At 52.5% G+C, this 18859-nt stretch carries 14 protein-coding genes; 10 read left to right on the top strand and 4 right to left on the bottom strand.

The annotated features are described in order from the left end of the window. Positions 1–164 precede the first annotated feature (164 nt). The 5 genes from R70331_RS30635 (at position 165) to R70331_RS21205 (ending at position 7654) form a co-directional block, all read left to right on the top strand. Entirely contained in the window at positions 165–1112 is a 948-nt protein-coding gene (locus R70331_RS30635) for a LacI family DNA-binding transcriptional regulator (protein ID WP_052419150.1), read from the top strand. 560 nt (positions 1113–1672) lie between these two features. Beyond that, the gene (locus R70331_RS21225; protein ID WP_042178820.1) at positions 1673–2962 is read left to right on the top strand and encodes an alpha-amylase family glycosyl hydrolase; all 1290 of its coding nucleotides are present in this window, start codon (positions 1673–1675) and stop codon (positions 2960–2962) included. A gap of 299 nt (positions 2963–3261) precedes the next feature. Beyond that, a complete protein-coding gene (locus R70331_RS21215; protein WP_042178816.1) occupies positions 3262–4185 on the top strand; it encodes an ABC transporter permease in 924 nt (307 codons plus the stop codon). A gap of 15 nt (positions 4186–4200) precedes the next feature. Beyond that, on the top strand, positions 4201–5124 hold the full coding sequence (locus tag R70331_RS21210) for a carbohydrate ABC transporter permease (protein ID WP_042178814.1): 924 nt from the start codon (positions 4201–4203) through the stop codon (positions 5122–5124). 46 nt (positions 5125–5170) lie between these two features. Further along, the gene (locus R70331_RS21205) at positions 5171–7654 is read left to right on the top strand and encodes a glycoside hydrolase family 31 protein (protein WP_231576328.1); all 2484 of its coding nucleotides are present in this window, start codon (positions 5171–5173) and stop codon (positions 7652–7654) included. Between the two features lie 548 nt (positions 7655–8202). Here R70331_RS21205 and R70331_RS21200 read toward each other — a convergent pair. Next, positions 8203–9408 (bottom strand): IS4 family transposase, encoded by a 1206-nt coding sequence (locus R70331_RS21200; RefSeq protein ID WP_042178813.1) that lies wholly within the window; start codon positions 9406–9408, stop codon positions 8203–8205. Between the two features lie 369 nt (positions 9409–9777). On the opposite strand from R70331_RS21200, the gene R70331_RS21195 reads away from it, so the two are divergent. Together R70331_RS21195 and R70331_RS21190 are read left to right on the top strand one after the other, a co-directional pair. Continuing rightward, positions 9778–10179, top strand: coding sequence for an Rrf2 family transcriptional regulator (locus R70331_RS21195; RefSeq protein ID WP_042178811.1), 402 nt, complete (start codon positions 9778–9780; stop codon positions 10177–10179). A 92-nt stretch (positions 10180–10271) separates the two neighbouring features. Further along, positions 10272–11174 (top strand): class I SAM-dependent methyltransferase, encoded by a 903-nt coding sequence (locus R70331_RS21190; RefSeq protein WP_042178810.1) that lies wholly within the window; start codon positions 10272–10274, stop codon positions 11172–11174. A gap of 210 nt (positions 11175–11384) precedes the next feature. Here the strand turns inward: R70331_RS21190 and R70331_RS21185 are convergent, their stop codons facing one another. From R70331_RS21185 to R70331_RS21175, 3 genes are read right to left on the bottom strand one after another with little or no spacing between them, the layout of a single operon-like run. After that, complete coding sequence (locus R70331_RS21185) at positions 11385–11915, bottom strand: cupin domain-containing protein (protein ID WP_042178808.1); 531 nt, start codon at positions 11913–11915, stop codon at positions 11385–11387. 35 nt (positions 11916–11950) lie between these two features. After that, positions 11951–13318 carry a response regulator transcription factor gene (locus R70331_RS21180; RefSeq protein ID WP_042178806.1) on the bottom strand — a complete coding sequence of 456 codons (1368 nt, stop codon included), beginning with the start codon at positions 13316–13318 and terminating at the stop codon, positions 11951–11953. Further along, the gene (locus R70331_RS21175; RefSeq protein ID WP_042178803.1) at positions 13296–15026 is read right to left on the bottom strand and encodes a sensor histidine kinase; all 1731 of its coding nucleotides are present in this window, start codon (positions 15024–15026) and stop codon (positions 13296–13298) included. The genes R70331_RS21180 and R70331_RS21175 overlap by 23 nt, the downstream gene beginning before the upstream one ends. A gap of 318 nt (positions 15027–15344) precedes the next feature. Here R70331_RS21175 and R70331_RS21170 point away from each other — a divergent pair, with 318 nt between their 5' ends. The 3 genes from R70331_RS21170 to R70331_RS21160 are packed head-to-tail and all read left to right on the top strand — an operon-like array spanning position 15345 to position 18846. Then, positions 15345–16229 (top strand): ABC transporter permease, encoded by an 885-nt coding sequence (locus R70331_RS21170; RefSeq protein ID WP_081947872.1) that lies wholly within the window; start codon positions 15345–15347, stop codon positions 16227–16229. A gap of 15 nt (positions 16230–16244) precedes the next feature. Further along, positions 16245–17114 carry a carbohydrate ABC transporter permease gene (locus R70331_RS21165; protein ID WP_039875391.1) on the top strand — a complete coding sequence of 290 codons (870 nt, stop codon included), beginning with the start codon at positions 16245–16247 and terminating at the stop codon, positions 17112–17114. A gap of 55 nt (positions 17115–17169) precedes the next feature. Further along, the gene (locus R70331_RS21160) at positions 17170–18846 is read left to right on the top strand and encodes a type 2 periplasmic-binding domain-containing protein (RefSeq protein ID WP_042178801.1); all 1677 of its coding nucleotides are present in this window, start codon (positions 17170–17172) and stop codon (positions 18844–18846) included. Positions 18847–18859: the final 13 nt, after the last annotated feature.

The following is an 18859-nucleotide window of genomic DNA, read 5'->3' as shown; positions in this document are numbered from 1 at the left end:
CCTGCTGACTCGGGTGTGTAAGGAGACGGAGGAAGAAGGGGGTAGGGATACGGCGAAGTGTCACGATGTATGCATGTGCGCAGGGCATTGACAGTGCGGAAGTGCAGTTAAGGGCATGAAAGGTTGAGAGTATGGCGTTGGAGAGGAGGCTGATTCTAGTGTCTATGACGGTTACGATGAAAAAGGTGGCCCGCCGGGCGGGCGTCTCCGTGTCCACCGTCTCCAGGGTTCTATCGGGCCATGCCAATGTGCGTGAGGAGACCTCCCGTAAAGTCCGGCAGACGATGGAGGAGCTGGGCTATACACCGAATATTATCGCTCAGAACCTGGTGTCACGGAGCACCCGGTGTGTCTGTGTCCTGCTGCCGGACACGGCAGAGATATGGCCGGCCAACCTCTACTTTATGGAGGTGATCCGGGGGATTGTGTCCGGCGCCGGCAAGCTGGGCTACGACATCCAGCTCGCCTCCGGCGATGGGGAACGGGAGGAGCTGGATGCCGTCTCCCGGCTGCTGAAGGGCGGCCGGGCCGATGGGGCCATCCTGCTCTCGGCCCGCCGGAGCAGCTCGGTTGTTGATTTCCTGCAGCAGGAGGGCTATCCGTTTGTGCTGGTGGAGGATGGGCCGGCGGCGGACAGCGGTAGTGAGGTGGCGGCGGATCAGCAGGCGGCTGGCGATGATGAGAGTCAGACTAGATCTAGTCGGGAAGGTGCTGGTGGTGAGAGTAACAATCTGGTGGGAGCTGGCTGGAGTTTTAGTTTTGGGAAGCCTGGCTGGAAGATAGCAGATAGTAGAAGTAGTAGTCTGGTGGAAAATGGCCGGGGTGAGGCAGGGGCCGGGAGTAAGGTAGAGGCGTATCTGCATGAAACGAATGCCGGGAGTGCCGGGCAGACGAAGATTGGCAGGGAAAGCGCTGACGAGGGTGCCGGTGCGCTGGCGGCAGCGGTAGTAACTTTTCCCGGCATGCCGGATGAAAGTGTTGCGCGGATGGGTGCCATGGCTTCGGAGCTGCTGATCGGGAGCATCCGGCGGCGGCATCAGCAGCAGTCTCCCGGAGGGAACGCGGGCTGGATGGCCCAGTTTGTCCTGCGCCGGCCGGTTATGAACGGATAGTTACTCTGAAATGCGGGGGAGGTGGATTTTAGTTGGATTTTCGTCACTTAAATCCATCCTTATCTGCTGATCCGGACGATTAGATGGAAAAACGTCACCTAATTCGGTGGATTTACCCCCGAACAGGTGAATTGGGCATATTAAGTATCCTTTTTCCAACTAAAGTATAAATATCGTTGTTTTATGCAGAATCAGGTGACGAAAATCCACTTAATTCAATACACCCCGGCCCAAAGATTGGTTACTCAACACACGGTTACGCAACAAACTCCCATATAGCACCGAGCTCTCACATAAAACCAAGCTCTCACATAGCACCGAACTCTCAGATAGCACCAAGCTCTCAGATAGCACCGAACTCTCACATAGCACCAAGCTCTCAGATAGCACCAAGCTCTCACATAGCACCAAGCTCTCACATAGCACCGAACTCTCACATAGCATTCAACTCCCACATAGCGCCAAACTCCCACATAGCACCAAACTGTCAACAAGCTAACTTAGCCGCCAAACATCCAGCCTTAAATCCATTTAACTATAGGAGTAGGAGTGTAACAGAAATGGCAAAGCATACGGCAAAATCACTGCGCAGCAGTGTTGTGTACTCGGTGTACATCCGCAACCACAGTGAAGAGGGGAGCTTCCGCGCGGTGGAGCGTGATCTCGGACGCATCCGCAGCCTTGGGGTGGACATTATATGGCTGCTGCCGGTTCATCCGATCGGTACGGCCGAGCGCAAAGGCGGCTTAGGCAGCCCGTACGCCAACCAGGACTACCGGGAAATTAACCCGGAGCTGGGCACGCTGGAGGACTTCAAGTCGCTGGTCGGTGCGATACATGAACATGGAATGAAATGCATCATCGATGTGGTGTACAACCATACCTCGCCGGATTCGGTGCTGGTCAGTGAGCATCCCGAATTTTTCTATAGAACGCCGGAAGGGAAGCTCGGCAATAAAGCAGGGGATTGGGCCGATATCGTAGACCTCGACTATAACTGTCCGGAGCTGTGGGACTACCAGATTGAGACGCTGAAGAGGTGCGCGGGCATCGTCGACGGCTTCCGCTGCGACGTTGCACCGCTTCTGCCGCTGGCATTCTGGGAGCGGGCCGTGAAGGAAGTTCGCGAGGTCAACCCCGGCTGCCTGTGGCTGGCCGAATCCATCGAGCCGGATTTCATTATGCATCTGCGTTCACTTGGCTTGACCGGGCTCAGCGATGCGGAAACGCTGCAGGCGTTCGACGCCTGCTATGACTACGATGTCTATTCGTATTACAGCGGTTATCTGGCCGGTAAGATCACGCTTGCGAGCTATGTAGAGAAAATTAACGCCCAGGAGTACCTCTACCCGGACAACTACGTTAAGCTGCGTTTTCTGGAGAATCATGACCGGCCGCGGGCTAAAGCGCTCATTCCGGATGAGCAGAGCCTGATTAACTGGACGGCCTTCCTGTATTTCCAGAAGGGAATGCCACTGATCTATGGCGGTCAGGAAACAGCAAATACCGTTTGCCCCGACCTGTTCGACAAGGACACGGTCAGTTGGGATACCGGAACGGACCTGTCCTGGCTGTTCGCTGCGCTGTATCCGGTTAAGCAGAAGGAGATCATGTCGGAGGGCATCTGCCATCTGCATGCAGTTGAGGAAGAAGACATCGTAGCCGGTATCTATATCTGGGGCAGCCGGAAGCTGGCCGGTGTATTCAGCCTGAAGGGCAGGGAAGCCGAGGTGGATACCGGCCTGCCGGATGGAAGCTACCAGAGCCTGATCGACGGTAGTGAAGTCACGGTCTATGGCGGCGGCAAGCTATTCTGTGCCGGCCGGCCCGTCATTATTGAGCAGGTGTAAGCCTGTGTAACATACTGTAAGAGATACCGCCGGATAGCAGATGCTGCCCGGCGGTATTTTTTTGCATCCGGCAGCAGTCCAATACTGTCCTGCTGCCTGCCAAGCCGAAAGTCCGGATAACAGCAGCGAAAGTCCGCATTGCGCATACCGGCCCGCTGCCCGGGAAACCGTGCAGTCCGGAAGCTTTTTCACAAATCATAAAAGTCCGGTTAACACACCCATTAGGTCCGGCAGCCGCCGGAGGCATGAAGATATACTTTAGGTACTTAAACAGATAAATACATTCAGGAGGGGATTTCATGAGATCCGGTCAAGCCAGTTCCGGGGGGACGCTTATGGCGGTGAAAAGAAACTGGGGGCTGTATTTGCTGCTGCTGCCTGCGGTGGTGCTGTCGCTGCTGTTTGCGTACAAACCGATGTACGGGATACTTATTGCTTTTAAGGATTACAGCCCGGCTTTGGGGATTACGGAGAGTCCATGGGCGGGGTTAAAATATTTTGAGAAGTTTTTTAACTCCTACCAGTTTTCAAATACGATTAAGAACACGCTGATTATCAGCCTGTACAGTCTTGTAACCTTTCCGATTCCGATCATTCTGGCGCTGATGGTGAACCAGATGCGTCCGAACCGGTTCCGGCGCTTTTTCCAGACGGTTTCGTATATGCCGCACTTCATCTCCACCGTGGTCATGGTCGGGCTGATGGTCATTCTGCTGTCGCCAAGCACCGGTCTGGTCGGCAACCTGTTCAGCCTGTTCGGCAAAGAAGCACCCGATCTCCTCGGCTCCTCGTCGCTGTTCAGCAGCGTGTACGTATGGTCGGATGTGTGGCAGCATGTCGGCTGGGACAGCATTATTTTTATCGCGGCATTGTCTGCGGTTGATCCGAGTCTATATGAAGCTGCAACCGTGGACGGGGCGAGCCGCTGGCATAAGGTGCGTTACATCGATATTCCGATGCTGATGCCGACGGCGGTTACGCTGCTCATTCTGCGTGTCGGGGGGCTGCTTGGGGTTGGCTTTGAAAAAGTGTACCTGATGCAGAACGATCTCAACGCCACCTCCAGTGAAATTCTGTCCACCTATGTATATAAAATCGGTCTGCTCAGCAGCCAGTACAGCTTCTCGTCGGCCGTCAATCTGTTCAACACCGTCATTAACTTCATTCTGCTGATCATCGTCAACCAGATTTCCAAAAAAATCAGCGAAAACAGCCTGTGGTAGAAGGAGGAGTTCACAATGGGAGTACTTACACCTGCAGTTAAAGAGCCTAAGGGGAAAATAAAAAACAACCGCTCCTCCGATAGCGTGATGGAGATTGTGCTGTACGTGATTGCGGTACTGTTTCTGATTATTCTGATTTATCCGCTGTATTTTATCGTTATCGCTTCCTTCAGTGACCCTTCGGCGGTGGCCGGGGGCCAGGTCTGGCTGTTCCCTAAAGGGTTCACGCTCGACGGCTACAAGGAGCTGCTGCGCCATAGTAATATCTGGATCGGCTACCGCAATACCATCCTGTATACGATCGTCGGCACGCTCATTGGTCTGGTTGTTAATATCTCGGCAGCCTATGCGCTTTCACGCAAAGACCTGAAGGGACGTAAATTCCTGTCGCTGTTCTTTATCTTTACAATGTTTTTTAACGGCGGGCTGATCCCGACCTTTCTGACGGTCCGTGACTTTCATATGTATGACACGTTTCTGGTCATGGTGCTGCCGTTCTCGGTCGGCGTGTATAACATCATTGTTGCCCGTACGTTTTTTCAGACCAGTATTCCAGGCGACCTGTGGGAGGCGGCGCAGATTGACGGGTGCGGGAATCTCCGGTTTTTTACGGGGATTGTGCTGCCGCTGTCCAAAGCGATTATTGCCGTGCTGGGCTTGTGGATTGCCGTCGGCCACTGGAATTCCTATTTCAATGCCCTGATCTATCTCAAAAATCCCAATCTGCATCCGCTGCAGCTGATCCTCCGCAACATCCTCATTACCAACCAGATGCAGTCCGGCATAGGGTCCGGCGAGGCGGCGCAGCTGGCGCTGCGGCTGGCTAATATGATGCGTTACTCCGTCATTATTGTGGCGACGGTTCCGATTATGTGCGTGTATCCGTTCATCCAAAAATACTTTAACCAGGGGGTTATGATCGGCGCGGTAAAGGAGTAGTTCTTATCGGTGCGCCGGTTATAGCCGGAAATGAGGTCATAATATTATGAAAAAGATTATGGAGCAGCAGCAGCCGCTGCCTGAGCATCTGAAGCTGGAGGTGCGGCCAGTTGCCAGTCCTGAAGCGATCATTGAAGGAGAGGGCTTCCGGATCACTGTTCTGACCCCTCAGCTGCTTCGCCTGGAATACCATCCTGATGGAAGGTTCGAGAACCGGGCGACCCAGACTGTGCTTAACCGGGATTTTCCGGTGCCGGAGTTCCAGCTGGTGGATCACGGTAACAAGCTGGAGATTATTACGGAACGGCTGCATTTGAGCTATGACAAGCAGCCGTTCTCCCGCTACGGGCTTAATGTGCGTGTGCGTAACGGGTCAGGCCACCTGATGGGGGTCTGGCATTACGGCGACACGCCGCAGGATCTTGGCGGTACGGCCCGGACGCTGGATAATGCGAACGGGGCGATCCCGCTGGAGCCGGGGCTGATGTCCCGCGGCGGCTATACGGTGATGGACGACAGCCATTCACTGTTGCTGGAGGAGGACGGGCAGGTTACGCCGCGTGAAGCGGGTGGGCTGGATCTTTATTTCTTCGGGTACGGGCATGACTATCTGGAATGCCTGAAGGATTTCTACCGGCTCAGCGGCCCGGCGCCGCTCCTGCCGCGCTATGCCCTTGGCAACTGGTGGAGCCGGTATTACCCTTACAACGCAGATGAGTATCTGGCCTTGATGGAACGGTTCGAGCAGGAGCAGATCCCCTTCTCAGTTGCGGTGATCGATATGGACTGGCATCTGGTCGATGTCGATCCGCAGTACGGCAGCGGCTGGACGGGCTATACATGGAACCGCAGGCTTTTCCCGGACCCGCAGCAGTTCCTGGCCAGGCTGCATGAGCGGGGGCTGCATGTAACGCTGAATGTTCACCCGGCAGACGGCGTGCGCGCTTTCGAAGACCCTTATCTGGCGATCGCCGGGGAGCTTGGGCTGGATCCGGAAAAGGGCGATGCGGTGGAGTTTGATATCACCGATCCGAAATTCCTGCAGGCCTATTTCAAATATCTGCACCATCCGCTGGAAGAGGAAGGCGTGAACTTCTGGTGGATCGACTGGCAGCAGGGCGGTGTAACCCGGGTGCCGGGACTTGATCCGCTGTGGATGCTGAACCATTATCACTATCTGGACAGCGGCCGGCGCGGCGGCAGGCCGCTGACGTTCTCCCGTTATGCCGGACTGGGCAGCCACCGTTATCCGGTGGGCTTCTCCGGTGATACGATCGTCACCTGGGACTCGCTTGCGTTCCAGCCTTACTTCACGGCGAGTGCAGCAAATGCCGGGTACGGCTGGTGGAGCCATGACATCGGCGGCCACATGCAGGGCTATCTCGACGATGAGCTGGTGATGCGCTGGGTGCAGTTCGGCGTGTTCTCGCCGGTGCTGCGGCTGCATAGCTCAGCCAGTCCGTTCAACAGCAAGGAGCCGTGGCGGTTCAACCCGGTTGCGGAAGCAGCAATGAAGGAAGCGCTGCGCCTGCGGCACCGGCTGATTCCCTACCTGTACACGATGAACCGCTACGCGAGCGCGGATGGGCTGCCGCTGGTCCGGCCGCTGTACTATCATCATCCGGAGCAGCCGGAGGCTTACGGGGTGCCGAACCAGTATTACTTCGGCACCGAGCTGATGGCCTGCCCGATCACCTCACCGGTGGACCGCCGGACCGGAATGGCGGAGTTTACGGCGTGGCTGCCGGAGGGCCACTGGTATGACTTTTTCAGCGGCCGGAGGTATGACGGCGGCCGCAGTCTTACGTTGTACCGGAATCTGGAGACAATTCCGGTACTGGCGAAGGCCGGGGCGATTGTTCCGCTGGCTGATCTCAGCGTATATAATTCGTCCACGGCGAACCCGCGGGAGCTGGAGGTTAAGGTGTTCGCTGGCGCTGACGGCAGCTTTCACCTGTGGGAGGATGCGGAGGAAGCGGCCGGGGAGCGGGCGAGCGCGGGAGATGGGCTTACGGCCGAGGGCGTGAAGGATGCAGGCGCGTTGGGGGAGCGCGGGGAGAGCTGGTGCGTTACGGAGATGGCCCTAAGCTGGGGGGATTGCGCCAGCTTTACAATTCATCCGGCTAGCGGTAACCTGGCTGCCCTGCCTCCGCTGCGCAGCTGGAAGCTGAGCTTCACAGGCTTGGCCGATACGCAGGTGAAGGTGCTTGCCGGCGGTGCGGAGACGGCAGCGGATACAGCGTATGACCATTCCACACATACGCTTACAGTGTTAATCCCGCAGACCGCGGTGTCTGCCGCGATTACGGTTGAACTCGGCGGCGCGCGCCTTGCTGCTAACCGGATTGAAGCGGACGTATTCGCCCTGCTGAACCGGGCGCAGATAGAATTCCAGCTGAAGGAGCAGATCTATGGGCTGATGCGGTCCGCTGCCACGCCGGCGGCAGCGCTTGCGTCCCTGACCACGCTTAAGCTGGAGCAGCCGCTGTTTGGCGCGTTGTGTGAGATTTTGACGGCCAGCTTGGGGTAAGAGAGGAGCAGGGCGAAGGTAGAGTCGGCACCGGCGCTGAGCTTTGTACGCTGCATTTGCTTTGTGGTGCACGGATGAATAGCTAGCTCACCGGCCGGGCTAAGTTGTTCCGGCTGAACTCCGGCAGCTAAATAAGCTCGTCTCTCGAACGCACGCCCCTGCTCATACGTTGTGTGTGAGGCAGCATTTCACTCATTGGGCAGACCATCCTATAGAAATTAAAATAGCTGCACAATCTGCAGTTATATCCGAGGAAAATGTGGCCCTCAACCATATAACTGTATTTTGTGCAGCTATTTCCGCTCAAAACGGCAAAAACAGGCTTTTTCCGGCAGTTTAGTTGCACGGAATACAGTTAAAATGAACTTTCGGAGAAAAACAGACGTTTTAGTTGCACAAAGTGCACTAGACATGCATACAAACTTACATGTGAGCTAATTCGAGATAAAAGTAATAATTTTACATTTTGTTTTATAGACCCAACGAAAAAAGAACAGTGGCGCCTTAAGTCGTAGGCTTGGTTACCATATAACGGTATATTTTGTTTGCTATCTAAGAATTATCTTTACCGTCGCTCGTTTCTCTTTCGTTTGTTCTGGCGTTTCTGCGGGCTTAGGGATCTTTTGCCGACCTTTAGAACGACGAGTCGGTTCACGATTCAGCGCTTCAATAAATACATCCCAGTCTTTCATGGCATAATACCTCATCTTTCGCAGCATGCTCCATACACTTAGGGTGGACTGCACTTCTAAATGGATGAGCTGACAAAGTAGCGCCGTAATGATTCCGATGTAACATTGGACCCACACTGCGTGGGGGTGGTGATTGTGGAACGTTACGGTGGCCAGATGCTGCTTGATCCATTTAAAAAACAGCTCAATTTGCCAGCGACAGCGATAAATTTCACCAACGTCTTCGGCTGAAAGATCCTGACGATTTGTGATGACCTCGTAGATTTTTCCATGCTTATCTTTGAATTGTACAAGGCGAACGCAAAACGTTTGGCCCGAATTTTTATCCAGAATCTCAACGTCAGCGTCCCGAGTAATATTGCTGCTACCCGAAATGGGATGTTCGGTCAGCACGGTGTACTTTGTTTTTGCACGAATCCGGGCTACAAAAAGCACCGTCCCTTCCGACCATTCTCTGAAGTTTCCGTAATGCACATAGCCACGGTCGAAAATGTAGGTGAATTCTCCAGGGGCAACCAGATATTTGACCGCTTTTTGATCCGACACGCCGATAGTGGAAAGGACAATCTCATCCGGAAAATGACACCCTGCTTCCAGCGAAAGCAACCGCGTATGGATTTTGACACCCTTGGTCTTATTTTGATAAAACGCCCAATCGCCGAGTATTTTGGGTAGCGAAAGGCTCGTTGAATCGACGGGTGCTAACTTTCCAAGATGCTTGATGCCCTTGGCTTCTGCTTTTCGCAATTTTATTTCCTGAACAAGATCGGTAAACAACCACTCGAGATAAGCAAGAGGGATAGCGTCAAGCTTGCGGTTCAAGGTCGATTCGTGAATGGTCGTGAGTCCGGTAATGTCCTGAAGCTCTGCATTCGTTTCCAAATGGAGCACAATGTCCGAAAGAGTCCGCCTCTGCTGCAACTGAGCTTCTACAAAAAGGGTAATCGCGGCCCCAACGGTAAGTTTTTTAGAATAATGATCTGCGAATGGACAACGAAAAGAATGTAACATTAAATGCTGTAAGTACTTGCGTAAAACTGAATTTTGCGATATGTTACCCATGGATTAGCTCCTTTTGTGGAGAGATGTGGGTAACCTGCCTACTCTCTCTACATTAGGGCTTTTTTCATTTTTCACCAGAGTAAACTCATCTTTTTTATCCATAATTAGCTAACTATTTCAAATGAATTTTCATGTTAGCTTTGCCGCATGTCTAGTGCACAAAGTGCAGTTAAGCATCGAAGAGATGGCTTAATAGCACGTCGTGCAGCCACTGGACACTGTGTTCTACAAGTTGACATCTGGCACAGACTCCTTGCTACTGGTTGATCTCAGGTGCAATCTATAAAGTCCGAAAAAGCAGCTTGCTTTCCGCCTCTATAAAAGCTATTATAGACTTATAAAGTCTGTGATTGAAGATTGAGGTGGAACATGAAGTACTCCAAAGCGACGAACTATGCGCTGCATACGATGCTTTTCCTGGTTGCTGCTTCTCCTGATAAGCCTGTGGGCGTGCAGCAGCTGGCTGAGCGGCAGCATGTATCGCCGACGTATCTGTCGAAGATTCTGACCAAGCTGGTGAAGGCAGGGCTGATCCAGTCTGTATCCGGTGCGAACGGCGGGTATCAGCTCAAGCAGAAGAAGGATGATATTTCTTTTCTCGATGTGATCCATGCGATTGAAGGAACGGCTTCGCTGTTCGACTGCACGCTGAACCATTCCAGTGAATGCCTGATCCAGCAGGTGATGGTGGAGGCAGAGAACCGGATGGAAGACTATCTGCAGAACAAGAAGATCTCTGAGCTTGCTGCAAAAGTAACGGTGGATTTATAACCGCCGTTATTTTTACGGCGTTATTGTAGATATAAGAAGTCTTTTAAGTCCTTGTAATATCAGCAGTTATTAAACGAAAAGGAATGATGAGTATGAGTAAAAATTTATTTGATGCACAGGTATGGGAGCAGGCATGGAAGGAAGACCCGAAATCCTACATCAATTTGACAAGGAAGGCCGGTGTGGACCCTACCCGCTCCTTTGATTCCAAAGCGCATACGTTTAACGAAGAGGTATTCAGCGAAGGCGGAAGACAGAGAGTAGAACGGATTATCGGCTGGATGGAGGGGCAGGGTGTTGATTTTAACGGATTGACCGTGCTGGATATCGGCGCGGCTTCAGGCGGGTTCAGTGTACCGTTTGCCGAGCGCGGGGCGAAGGTGACTGCCGTTGAGCCGAATGCGCTGCTGGCCGATTTATTTGAAGCGAACAAAGCCCGGGTCAGCCCCGGAAAAGCGGAAATCACACTGGTACGCGAAGCTTTCGAGGATATTGATCTGGCGGCTAAGGGATGGGAGCAGGCATTTGATCTTGTTTTTGTCTCGATGTGTCCGGCTGTGTCCGACTGGACAGGCGCGGAACGTGTGATCAGCTGTGCCAATCAATATTGTTATATCAGTACTTCAGCCGGCTCCAGGCGGCATAGCCTGCTGAATGAGGTGCTGCCGCTGTTCACAGGAGAGGCTGCGCCGCTTGCCGAAGCCTCCGAGATGGCCTATCTGTTAAACCTGCTCTATCTAAAGGACTACGCCTTTGAGTCGATTGTGACCAAGGAAATGAAGAGTACAGAATATTCGGTTGAAGCGGCCATTGACGAGGTGCTTCAGCTGTTGAAACATCACCGTCTAACAGATAGTGATGATACCAGGAAAGCTGTTTCTGACTATATGAACGCTACGTATCCCGAAGGAACAGTTACTGTACAGCAGGGCGGGCGCTTCGGCAAGGTGCTGATCCGGCTGCGGGATGAGAATATGTATAGCAGAGTTAAATAAGCCGCATGTAAAAGCGCTTTGCCGTCTCGATCCGGCAAAGCGCTTTTTGTTTAGCCGCACAAGGAAAGGGCTGCGAATAAGACATCCTGAACTGGATGAACATCGAGTCTGTACAGGGCAAAAGAGCACCGGCATACGGTGAAGATTAGGCAAATTGTCAGTTATCCGATTGACCGGATGTCTCCTGTACTCACCTGGCTGCCGCCTATTTTAGACGCCCCACGCCTCCAGCAGCTGCCCCGTCTTGCCGTACACCGGATCACTGTCCGGCAGCGGAACCTTCGCGATCTCGGGCAGCGCCGCTGCGAGATCCTCCGGGGTAGCCCGGAGGGTGTTGTAATCCGCGCCGCCGGGATAAGCGCCGGCGACGCGGAAGCCGGCTGAGCTGTGCAGCAGCTTGTGCGCCGTTCCGGCTGGCAGCACCAGCACATCCCCGGCCGACACCGCAAGCGTCCGGCCGGCATCGCCGCCAAGCTGCAGGCTGGCGGTCCCGGACATTACACCAAGCACCTCATGCGCGTTGCTGTGGTAATGGTGATAGCTGAACACGCCGCTTACCCAGCTGTTCAGCCAGCCGTTGTCATTGAAGATCTGCTCGGTGTCCTCCGGGTTCTCCCGTAGAACTGCCTTGTACACAATGACCGGCAGCACCGGGTTGTTCGGCAGCAGGCCGTCCTGCGGGAGAATGAAGGTTTCGATGGCCCCTCCGGCCCCGGCTCCCGGCTGTTCTAACGGCTTCATTAAGCAATCGCCTCCTAAGTCCACAATCTTGTTCCTTATTGGATTTGCTGTCTGCGGTATTGATAAGGGGTAATTCCGTACTGTTCCTTGAACAGCTTAATGAAATACTGCGGCTTCTTGTAGCCGACCAGGTGGGAGATGTCAATCACATGCAGATTGGATTCCAGCAGCAGCTGCGATGCCTTCTCCAGCCGTTTGGCGGCAATGAAGCCCGACAGGTTCTCGCCGGTCTCCTGTTTATATACCTTTGACAGATAAACCGGATGAAGATGTACAATTTTACCCAGATCATCCAGGCTCAAACCATCACCGATATGTCCGGTAATATAAGCTTGAATGGTACTTACAATATGGCTGTTTGTTAATTTGGGGCTGCGCTCCAGCCGGGTGATACAGAGCAGCACGGACTGGAGCGCAGCATCGGGCTCAGCCAGCTCGTTGAAGATCCAGTCTGCCACCTCGGACTGCTGCAGCCGGCCGGACGTGAAGTACAGCAGCTGGATGAAATCAAGCAGATAGAGAATCTGCTGCTTTCTGGTTTGCAGCTTGGAGTAGCTTCGTAGGATGCTTTTCCGGGCGTTTTCCCAGTCCCCATTCTCCCGTTTCGGATGGGCAGTGCAGTTCTGCAGCAGCGTACAATCCCCGGCATCCGGCTCCTCCCGGTAATAAAACTGGCAGAAAAGTTGCCGGACAGTATTCTTATCTGCGAATTCAAAGCTCCCGGAGAAGGAGATATCCTCTATTTCAGCAGCAACCGGGCCGGCACCGGACACCCGGAGCAGACCGGTAATGGACTGGCCGGCTGTCCAGATGAATCCCTCTGCAGCGCAGCTGTGATTCCTTAACGTGACTTCGTCTGTCCCCTTGGCGTCTGTAATCTGAAAGAAGCAGTAGCGTTCCTTCAGCTGATGCACAGTATCACAAGCAGCGGCGTCATTGTCGCCCTCTGCGGGAGAAGCACCGCCGATAACAGACAGCAGAAAGCCCAGAGCGTCAAATTCCGCCTGCACCGGCAGCTGTTTCCGCTGCTGCTCGTCAATATTCTTAAGCACCTGCTGCATGGCTTTTTCCATATCCTCTTTATCTACAGGCTTAAGCAGATAATCCAGGGCGCCCAGCCGGATTGCCTTTTGCGCATAATCAAACTGTGAATAGCCGGAGAGGAAGACCACCTTGGTCTTCAGCAGCTGCCCGCTAATGTGCTCCAGCAGATCAAGACCGGATACCTCAGGCATGCGGATATCGGTAATCAGAATATCAACGTCATTTTGGCTAAGCAAATGTCTGGCTTCCAGCGAATTGGTTGAGGTTACAACCTGCTGTACGCCGAATTTTTTCCAGTCCAGAAGATGCTTCAGATATTCAACGATATAATGCCCGTCATCCACAATCAGTAATTTCATATTCTCCTCCTTCATCCAGTGAGAAATCGATGTAAGCCATAACGGACAGTCCGCCCCAGTCATTGATGAAGAACCGCAGGCCGCTTAATTCGCCATAGGCATTTTTGAGCCGCTGATGAATATTCCACAGGCCGATGCCCCGGGCGCCCTGCGGAGGAGTCTCGCTACCCACACGGGCTGCCAGCAGCTCGAGCTGATCCGGCGTAAGTCCTTTCCCGTCATCCGCAACAATGATCAGGGCCCCTTCATCGAGTGCTTTTACCAAGATGGAGACACGGTAGGCGCCCTGCAGCTCCTCAATGCCGTGCTGGATCGCATTTTCAACAATCGGCTGGATAATCAGCGGCATAATGCGGTGCTCCCCGAGCTCCGGCGGCAGGCTGATCTCATAATGCAGCTCTTTACAGAGAGACATAATCGATAAGAAATGGCCGGCAAGCTGCAGCTCGGAGGCCAGCGTGGCATCATGGCGGTCGAGCTTGGTCAGGTAGCGGTAATATTCCGCCAGGTGCTTGCTCATCTGCATGACGGCTTCCGGTGAGGACTTGGCCATCGACATGATAAAGAACAGGCTGTTATACAGAAAATGCGGATTGATCTGGGCCTGCAGCTGCTTTACCTCGGCATCCCGGCGCAGCTCGGTTTCGATTTTGAGTGAGGCGAACAGGTTCTGGGTTCTGAGTACCATATGGTTGAAGCTTTTGAACAAGGTATAAAATTCGTTGACCGGGTTCTCGCTGATCCGCGTGCTGTAGTTACCCTGCTCCACCTGATGGAATTTTTTGCTGAGCAGATGCACATTACGATAGAAATTACGGTAGAACATCAGAATGACGGTCAGGCCGATGATCAGGATAACGATAATACTGGCTGCGAACACCTGCTGGTTGCGGTCCAGCGGAGTCAGGAAATCGCTCATCCGAGTATACGTCACCAGATACGTATCAATAGGCTCTATGTATTTGGACAGCACATAATAGTCATCCTCGCCGGTATGATAATCGAATTTCAGAATCTGCTGCGGATCGGGGGTAACCGTCGCCCGCGCTTTTTCCTCGATCCGGCTGTCCACCGGCTTGCTGCTAATCACAAGGCTGTCATTCACGAGGAAAAAAGCGTTGGAGCTGTCGCCGTTAACCGCTTTTCCCAGCAGTCCGGTCAGATACTCCTTCTTAAGCTTTACGCCGACGATATACTTTATATTTGCCGGATTTTTGGGCTGGTGGATATAAGGGTAGACCGAAAAGTAGTATAGGCTATTATTATAAGTCTGCCAGCCGCGCTCCGTTACCTGTTCAAAAGGGAGCTTCGCCTGCGAATCATGTCCGGTCTGGATGAAGGTGCCGTCCTGCTTCCAGTAAATCCCGATCGACTCGACCGCAAGGCTTGAGAAAAGCTGATCCGCTAACCGGCCGGAAATTTCATTTTTGTTCATCTGTGCGTCATAGTTGCTTAATTCCAGCTTGCGGTTCTGATAGAAACGCACATCGTTGTCGGCGGTATACTGGATTCCGTACATACTTGCCTCGGAGATCGCCCCGTCTATGATTTCCTCCGCATAAGCGAGCTGATTCTTGGAGGCATTGACCAGACTCTCCTGAAGCGTTCGTGAGCTAAGGGTATTCATGATGTAGAACAGCCCCAGTGTAAGCAGCAGGAAAAAAATGAAGAAGTAGATGAACCGTTTCATATTCACCTTTTTAATCATATCGTCGTCCTCATTCCCTGTAACACGTATTTGTCTAATTGCTGTGCATCCGCCAGAATCTATCATAATTCATTAAATTCAAAAGAAAAAGACAATCAGCCCATAAAATGAAAACGCTTATCAAAAAGGTTGAGGGATTGGTTATGATCTTCAGATCGGGACATTTTAGATTGAAAGCGCTTTTGCTAACATTAAATCTGCAACTACTACTCGGCATTCCTAAAGGGGGTAACACCAATAGCTCACGTTATAAAAAACCAGGTGCAGCCGCTAAAGACTGACATCCGGAAAAAAGGAAAAGCTCCCTGGAGCAAGGAAGTGAAAAAAAGCTGGCCGCTGTATGTACTCTGTATCCCGGCACTAGTGTGTGTCCTCATTTTCGCCTACGGGCCGATGGTCGGACTGGTGATGGCTTTTCAGGATTATAAGCCCTGGCTGGGCATTACCGGCTCCGCCTGGATCGGCTGGGACAACTTCGCGAGAATCTTTCAGTACAAGGAAGCCACCCAGGCTATTACGAACACGCTGATTATTGCGGTAATCAAAATCGTTGTTGGTATTGTCGTGCCGATCATTATGGCTATCCTGTTAAGTGAAATCCGCAATATGGGTGTCAAAAAAAGCATTCAGACGCTCGTGTATCTGCCGCATTTCTTGTCATGGGTAACGGTGGCCGGCATTATGATTGACCTTCTGGGACTCGACGGCGGCATCAACCATGTGCTGACCCAGGTGTTCGGAATTCAGCCGGTCTATTTTCTGGGCGACCCGGTCCTGTTCAGACCAACGGTCATTATCAGTGATCTGTGGAAAAACTTCGGCTTCGGCATGATTGTATATCTGGCCGTTATTACCGGAATCGATCCGTCTTATTATGAGGCTGCCGAGATAGACGGCGCTTCCCGCTGGCAGCAGATCAGACATGTTACGCTGCCGAGCATGCTGCCGATGATTATTGTTATTGCCACACTGAGTCTGGGGAATATTCTCGATGCAGGCTTTGACCAGATCTTTAACCTCTACAATCCACTGGTGTACAGTACTGGGGATATTATTGATACCTATGTGTACCGGTCATCCCTGTTAAACGGCCAATACGGGTTCGGTACAGCGGTCGGGCTGTTCAAATCAGGCATCAGCTTTGTTCTGATCGTTATTTCCTACCGTATTGCCTACAAGGTGGCTAACTACAAGATATTCTAGAAGGGAGCATGGAGAGTGTATCATAAGTCCAAGGGATATAAGATCTTTTCGTTCTTCAACTATATATTTCTGATTCTGATTGCGTTATCATGCTTCCTGCCGATGCTCCATCTGCTTGCCCAGTCGCTTAGCAGCAAATCGGCGATCAACGGCAATCTGGTGTCCTTCTGGCCAGTAGACTTCAATATGGACGCTTACGCTAAAACATTCAGGAACACCAACTTTACCGGCTCGATGCAAATCTCTGTATTCCGGACGGTACTGGGAACCTTGATCAGCATGTTTGTCATTACGACGGCCGGTTATGCCTTATCCAAGGATTTCCGCGGGCGGAATGTGCTGATGTGGATTTTTATCTTCACCATGCTGTTCTCCGGAGGCTTGATTCCGTCCTATATCCTGGTTACGAAGCTGGGATTTAAGGACACGATCTGGTCGCTGGTGCTGCCCGGAGCCTTTGGCGCTTACAATCTGATTCTGATTATGAATTTCTTCAAAACGATTCCGAAGGCGCTGGAGGAAGCGGCGTTTATCGACGGTGCCTCATTCTTTGTTATTTTCCGCAAAATCTATCTGCCGCTCTCCCTTCCCGGACTGGCAACGGTAGGCCTGTTCATTATGGTCGGCCACTGGAACGCCTGGTTTGACGGAATTCTGTATATGTCGAGTACCGAGAACTACCCGCTGGCTTCCTTTTTGCAGACGGTTGTGGTGCAGGGCTCAGCCCAGAGCATGGCGCTCAGCCAGTCAGAGGCGGCGGCTCTATCGGAGCAGAGCATCAAGGCTGCGCAGATCTTTATCAGCACCTTGCCGATTATCCTCGTCTATCCATTTTTGCAGAAGTATTTCGTAAAAGGCATTGTACTGGGTGCAGTCAAGGAGTAGCAGAAGCAGATACAACCTAAATTCAACCTAAATTCAACGATAAAGGAGTCTATACATGAAAAAAACAGGTGCATTACTCTCCGTTGCTGTATTGCTGACAGGAATGCTTGCCGGGTGCGGCCCGGTCAAAAAGGAAGGAGGCTCTACGGCGGAAGCGACGCTTAAGGACGGTAAATATGATCCGCCGATCACGCTTACGATTGCGAAGCAGCAGGATGAAAATGCCGGGAAATATATCAACGGTGAGAGCCTGAATGATAATGTGCTGACCCGCTGGGGTGTAGAGAAGCTGGGTGTACAGATTGAGACAACACTGCTGGGCGGCGATGCATCGCAATATAACACGAAGCTGCGGCTTGCGCTGACCGGCTCGGAGAAGCTTCCGGATGTGCTGCCGGTCTATGATACTTCGCTGGAGAATGACCTGATCCAGTCCGGGCTGGTCAAGGATATTACAGAGGACATCAACAAATATATGCCGGAGCGGCTAAAGGAAATTTACAAGGAATATCCGACAGCCTTCAACCCGGTCATCCAGGACGGCAAGGTATACGGTATGCCGATTGCTCCCAATCTGACTGAAGGCGAAGTGATGCTGGTCCGGCAGGACTGGCTGGATAATCTGGGGCTGAAAGCGCCGACGACGATCGACGAATTCGAGCAGGTCATTGCCGCTTTTTCAAATGATGATCCGGACGGGAACGGCAAGCAGGATACGTACGGATTCGATTTTAGCGGAAAGGATTCCTACAACACCGGCTGGGTCAGCGACTCGGTCATGATCTTCAGCGCCTACGCCGGCAAGCATCTCCCGGGGCAATGGTATAACGAGGGCGGCAAGCTTACTTACGGGTCTGTTGCTGGCGGCATGAAAGATGCGCTTGCCAAGCTGCGAGACTGGTATTCCAAGGGATATTTGAACAAGGAGCTGGCGACACAGGGAGCCTGGGATGCGCTGGCTGACTTTACCGAAGGCAAAGCAGGCATTATTATCGGACGTCCTTGGCTGTACGGCAGCGTGAAGGATGTTGAAACCAATGTGCAGGGTGCCAAAATCAGTGCCTACCCGACAATCAGCGGGGTCAGCGGTGATAAGACGTACCAGTCCGGCCAGCAGAATGACGGCGTATTTATGTTCAATAAAGATTTTAACAATATGGAAGCGTTCTTCCTCTACTACGACAAGCTGTATGATGCAGCCTTCGGCACGGGAGATTTCAAATACGGATATGCACAGGGCTATGATTATGACATCGTGAACGAGGAGGTTGTTTTTGATCCCAAGGAATTCAACACACCGCTGGACGCCGTTCAGGGAGTGGGGAAGATGGCTTTTACCAAAAATACGCCAAGCGTAGACGGACCGGGCAAGTCTTTCTATGATCTGGCACAAGGCGCCAAAGCCGATACCGGGGTGCTGATGCGGTCAGCGGCTAATGATCCTACCACCATTGCAGGGTATGTCATTTCATACGAGAACCGGGATGTGCTGCTCCCCAACGCTTTCAACGGCCCGCCGACCAAAACAATGCAGACTTCATGGGAGCAGCTGAACACGATGGAGAAGGAAACCTTTACAAAGATTATCTACAGTAAAGAACCGCTCGAAAGCTACGACACTTTTGTTAAGCAATGGTACGAGAAGGGTGGAACGCAGATCACGGAAGAAGTGAACGAATGGTATACGAATGCGGGTAAAGTGGATGTCATGACCAATATGGGTCTTAAATGAGAGTCTGGTGCTC

Origin of the sequence: Paenibacillus sp. FSL R7-0331, from assembly GCF_000758645.1 — a bacterium.
Lineage (GTDB): Bacteria > Bacillota > Bacilli > Paenibacillales > Paenibacillaceae > Paenibacillus_AQ > Paenibacillus_AQ camerounensis.
The sequence above is the reverse complement of the archived record's forward strand: the minus strand, read 5'-3'. Positions and strand labels throughout refer to the sequence as shown.

Excerpts from the sequence above, each read along its gene's own strand:
- R70331_RS30635 (WP_052419150.1), top strand. The coding sequence starts at position 165 with ATGACGGTTACGATGAAAAAGGTGGCCCGCCGGGCGGGCGTCTCCGTG.
- R70331_RS21225 (WP_042178820.1), top strand. The coding sequence starts at position 1,673 with ATGGCAAAGCATACGGCAAAATCACTGCGCAGCAGTGTTGTGTACTCG.
- R70331_RS21215 (WP_042178816.1), top strand. The coding sequence starts at position 3,262 with ATGAGATCCGGTCAAGCCAGTTCCGGGGGGACGCTTATGGCGGTGAAA.
- R70331_RS21210 (WP_042178814.1), top strand. The coding sequence starts at position 4,201 with ATGGGAGTACTTACACCTGCAGTTAAAGAGCCTAAGGGGAAAATAAAA.
- R70331_RS21205 (WP_231576328.1), top strand. The coding sequence starts at position 5,171 with ATGAAAAAGATTATGGAGCAGCAGCAGCCGCTGCCTGAGCATCTGAAG.
- R70331_RS21200 (WP_042178813.1), bottom strand. The coding sequence starts at position 9,408 with ATGGGTAACATATCGCAAAATTCAGTTTTACGCAAGTACTTACAGCAT.
- R70331_RS21195 (WP_042178811.1), top strand. The coding sequence starts at position 9,778 with ATGAAGTACTCCAAAGCGACGAACTATGCGCTGCATACGATGCTTTTC.
- R70331_RS21190 (WP_042178810.1), top strand. The coding sequence starts at position 10,272 with ATGAGTAAAAATTTATTTGATGCACAGGTATGGGAGCAGGCATGGAAG.
- R70331_RS21185 (WP_042178808.1), bottom strand. The coding sequence starts at position 11,915 with ATGAAGCCGTTAGAACAGCCGGGAGCCGGGGCCGGAGGGGCCATCGAA.
- R70331_RS21180 (WP_042178806.1), bottom strand. The coding sequence starts at position 13,318 with ATGAAATTACTGATTGTGGATGACGGGCATTATATCGTTGAATATCTG.
- R70331_RS21175 (WP_042178803.1), bottom strand. The coding sequence starts at position 15,026 with ATGATTAAAAAGGTGAATATGAAACGGTTCATCTACTTCTTCATTTTT.
- R70331_RS21160 (WP_042178801.1), top strand. The coding sequence starts at position 17,170 with ATGAAAAAAACAGGTGCATTACTCTCCGTTGCTGTATTGCTGACAGGA.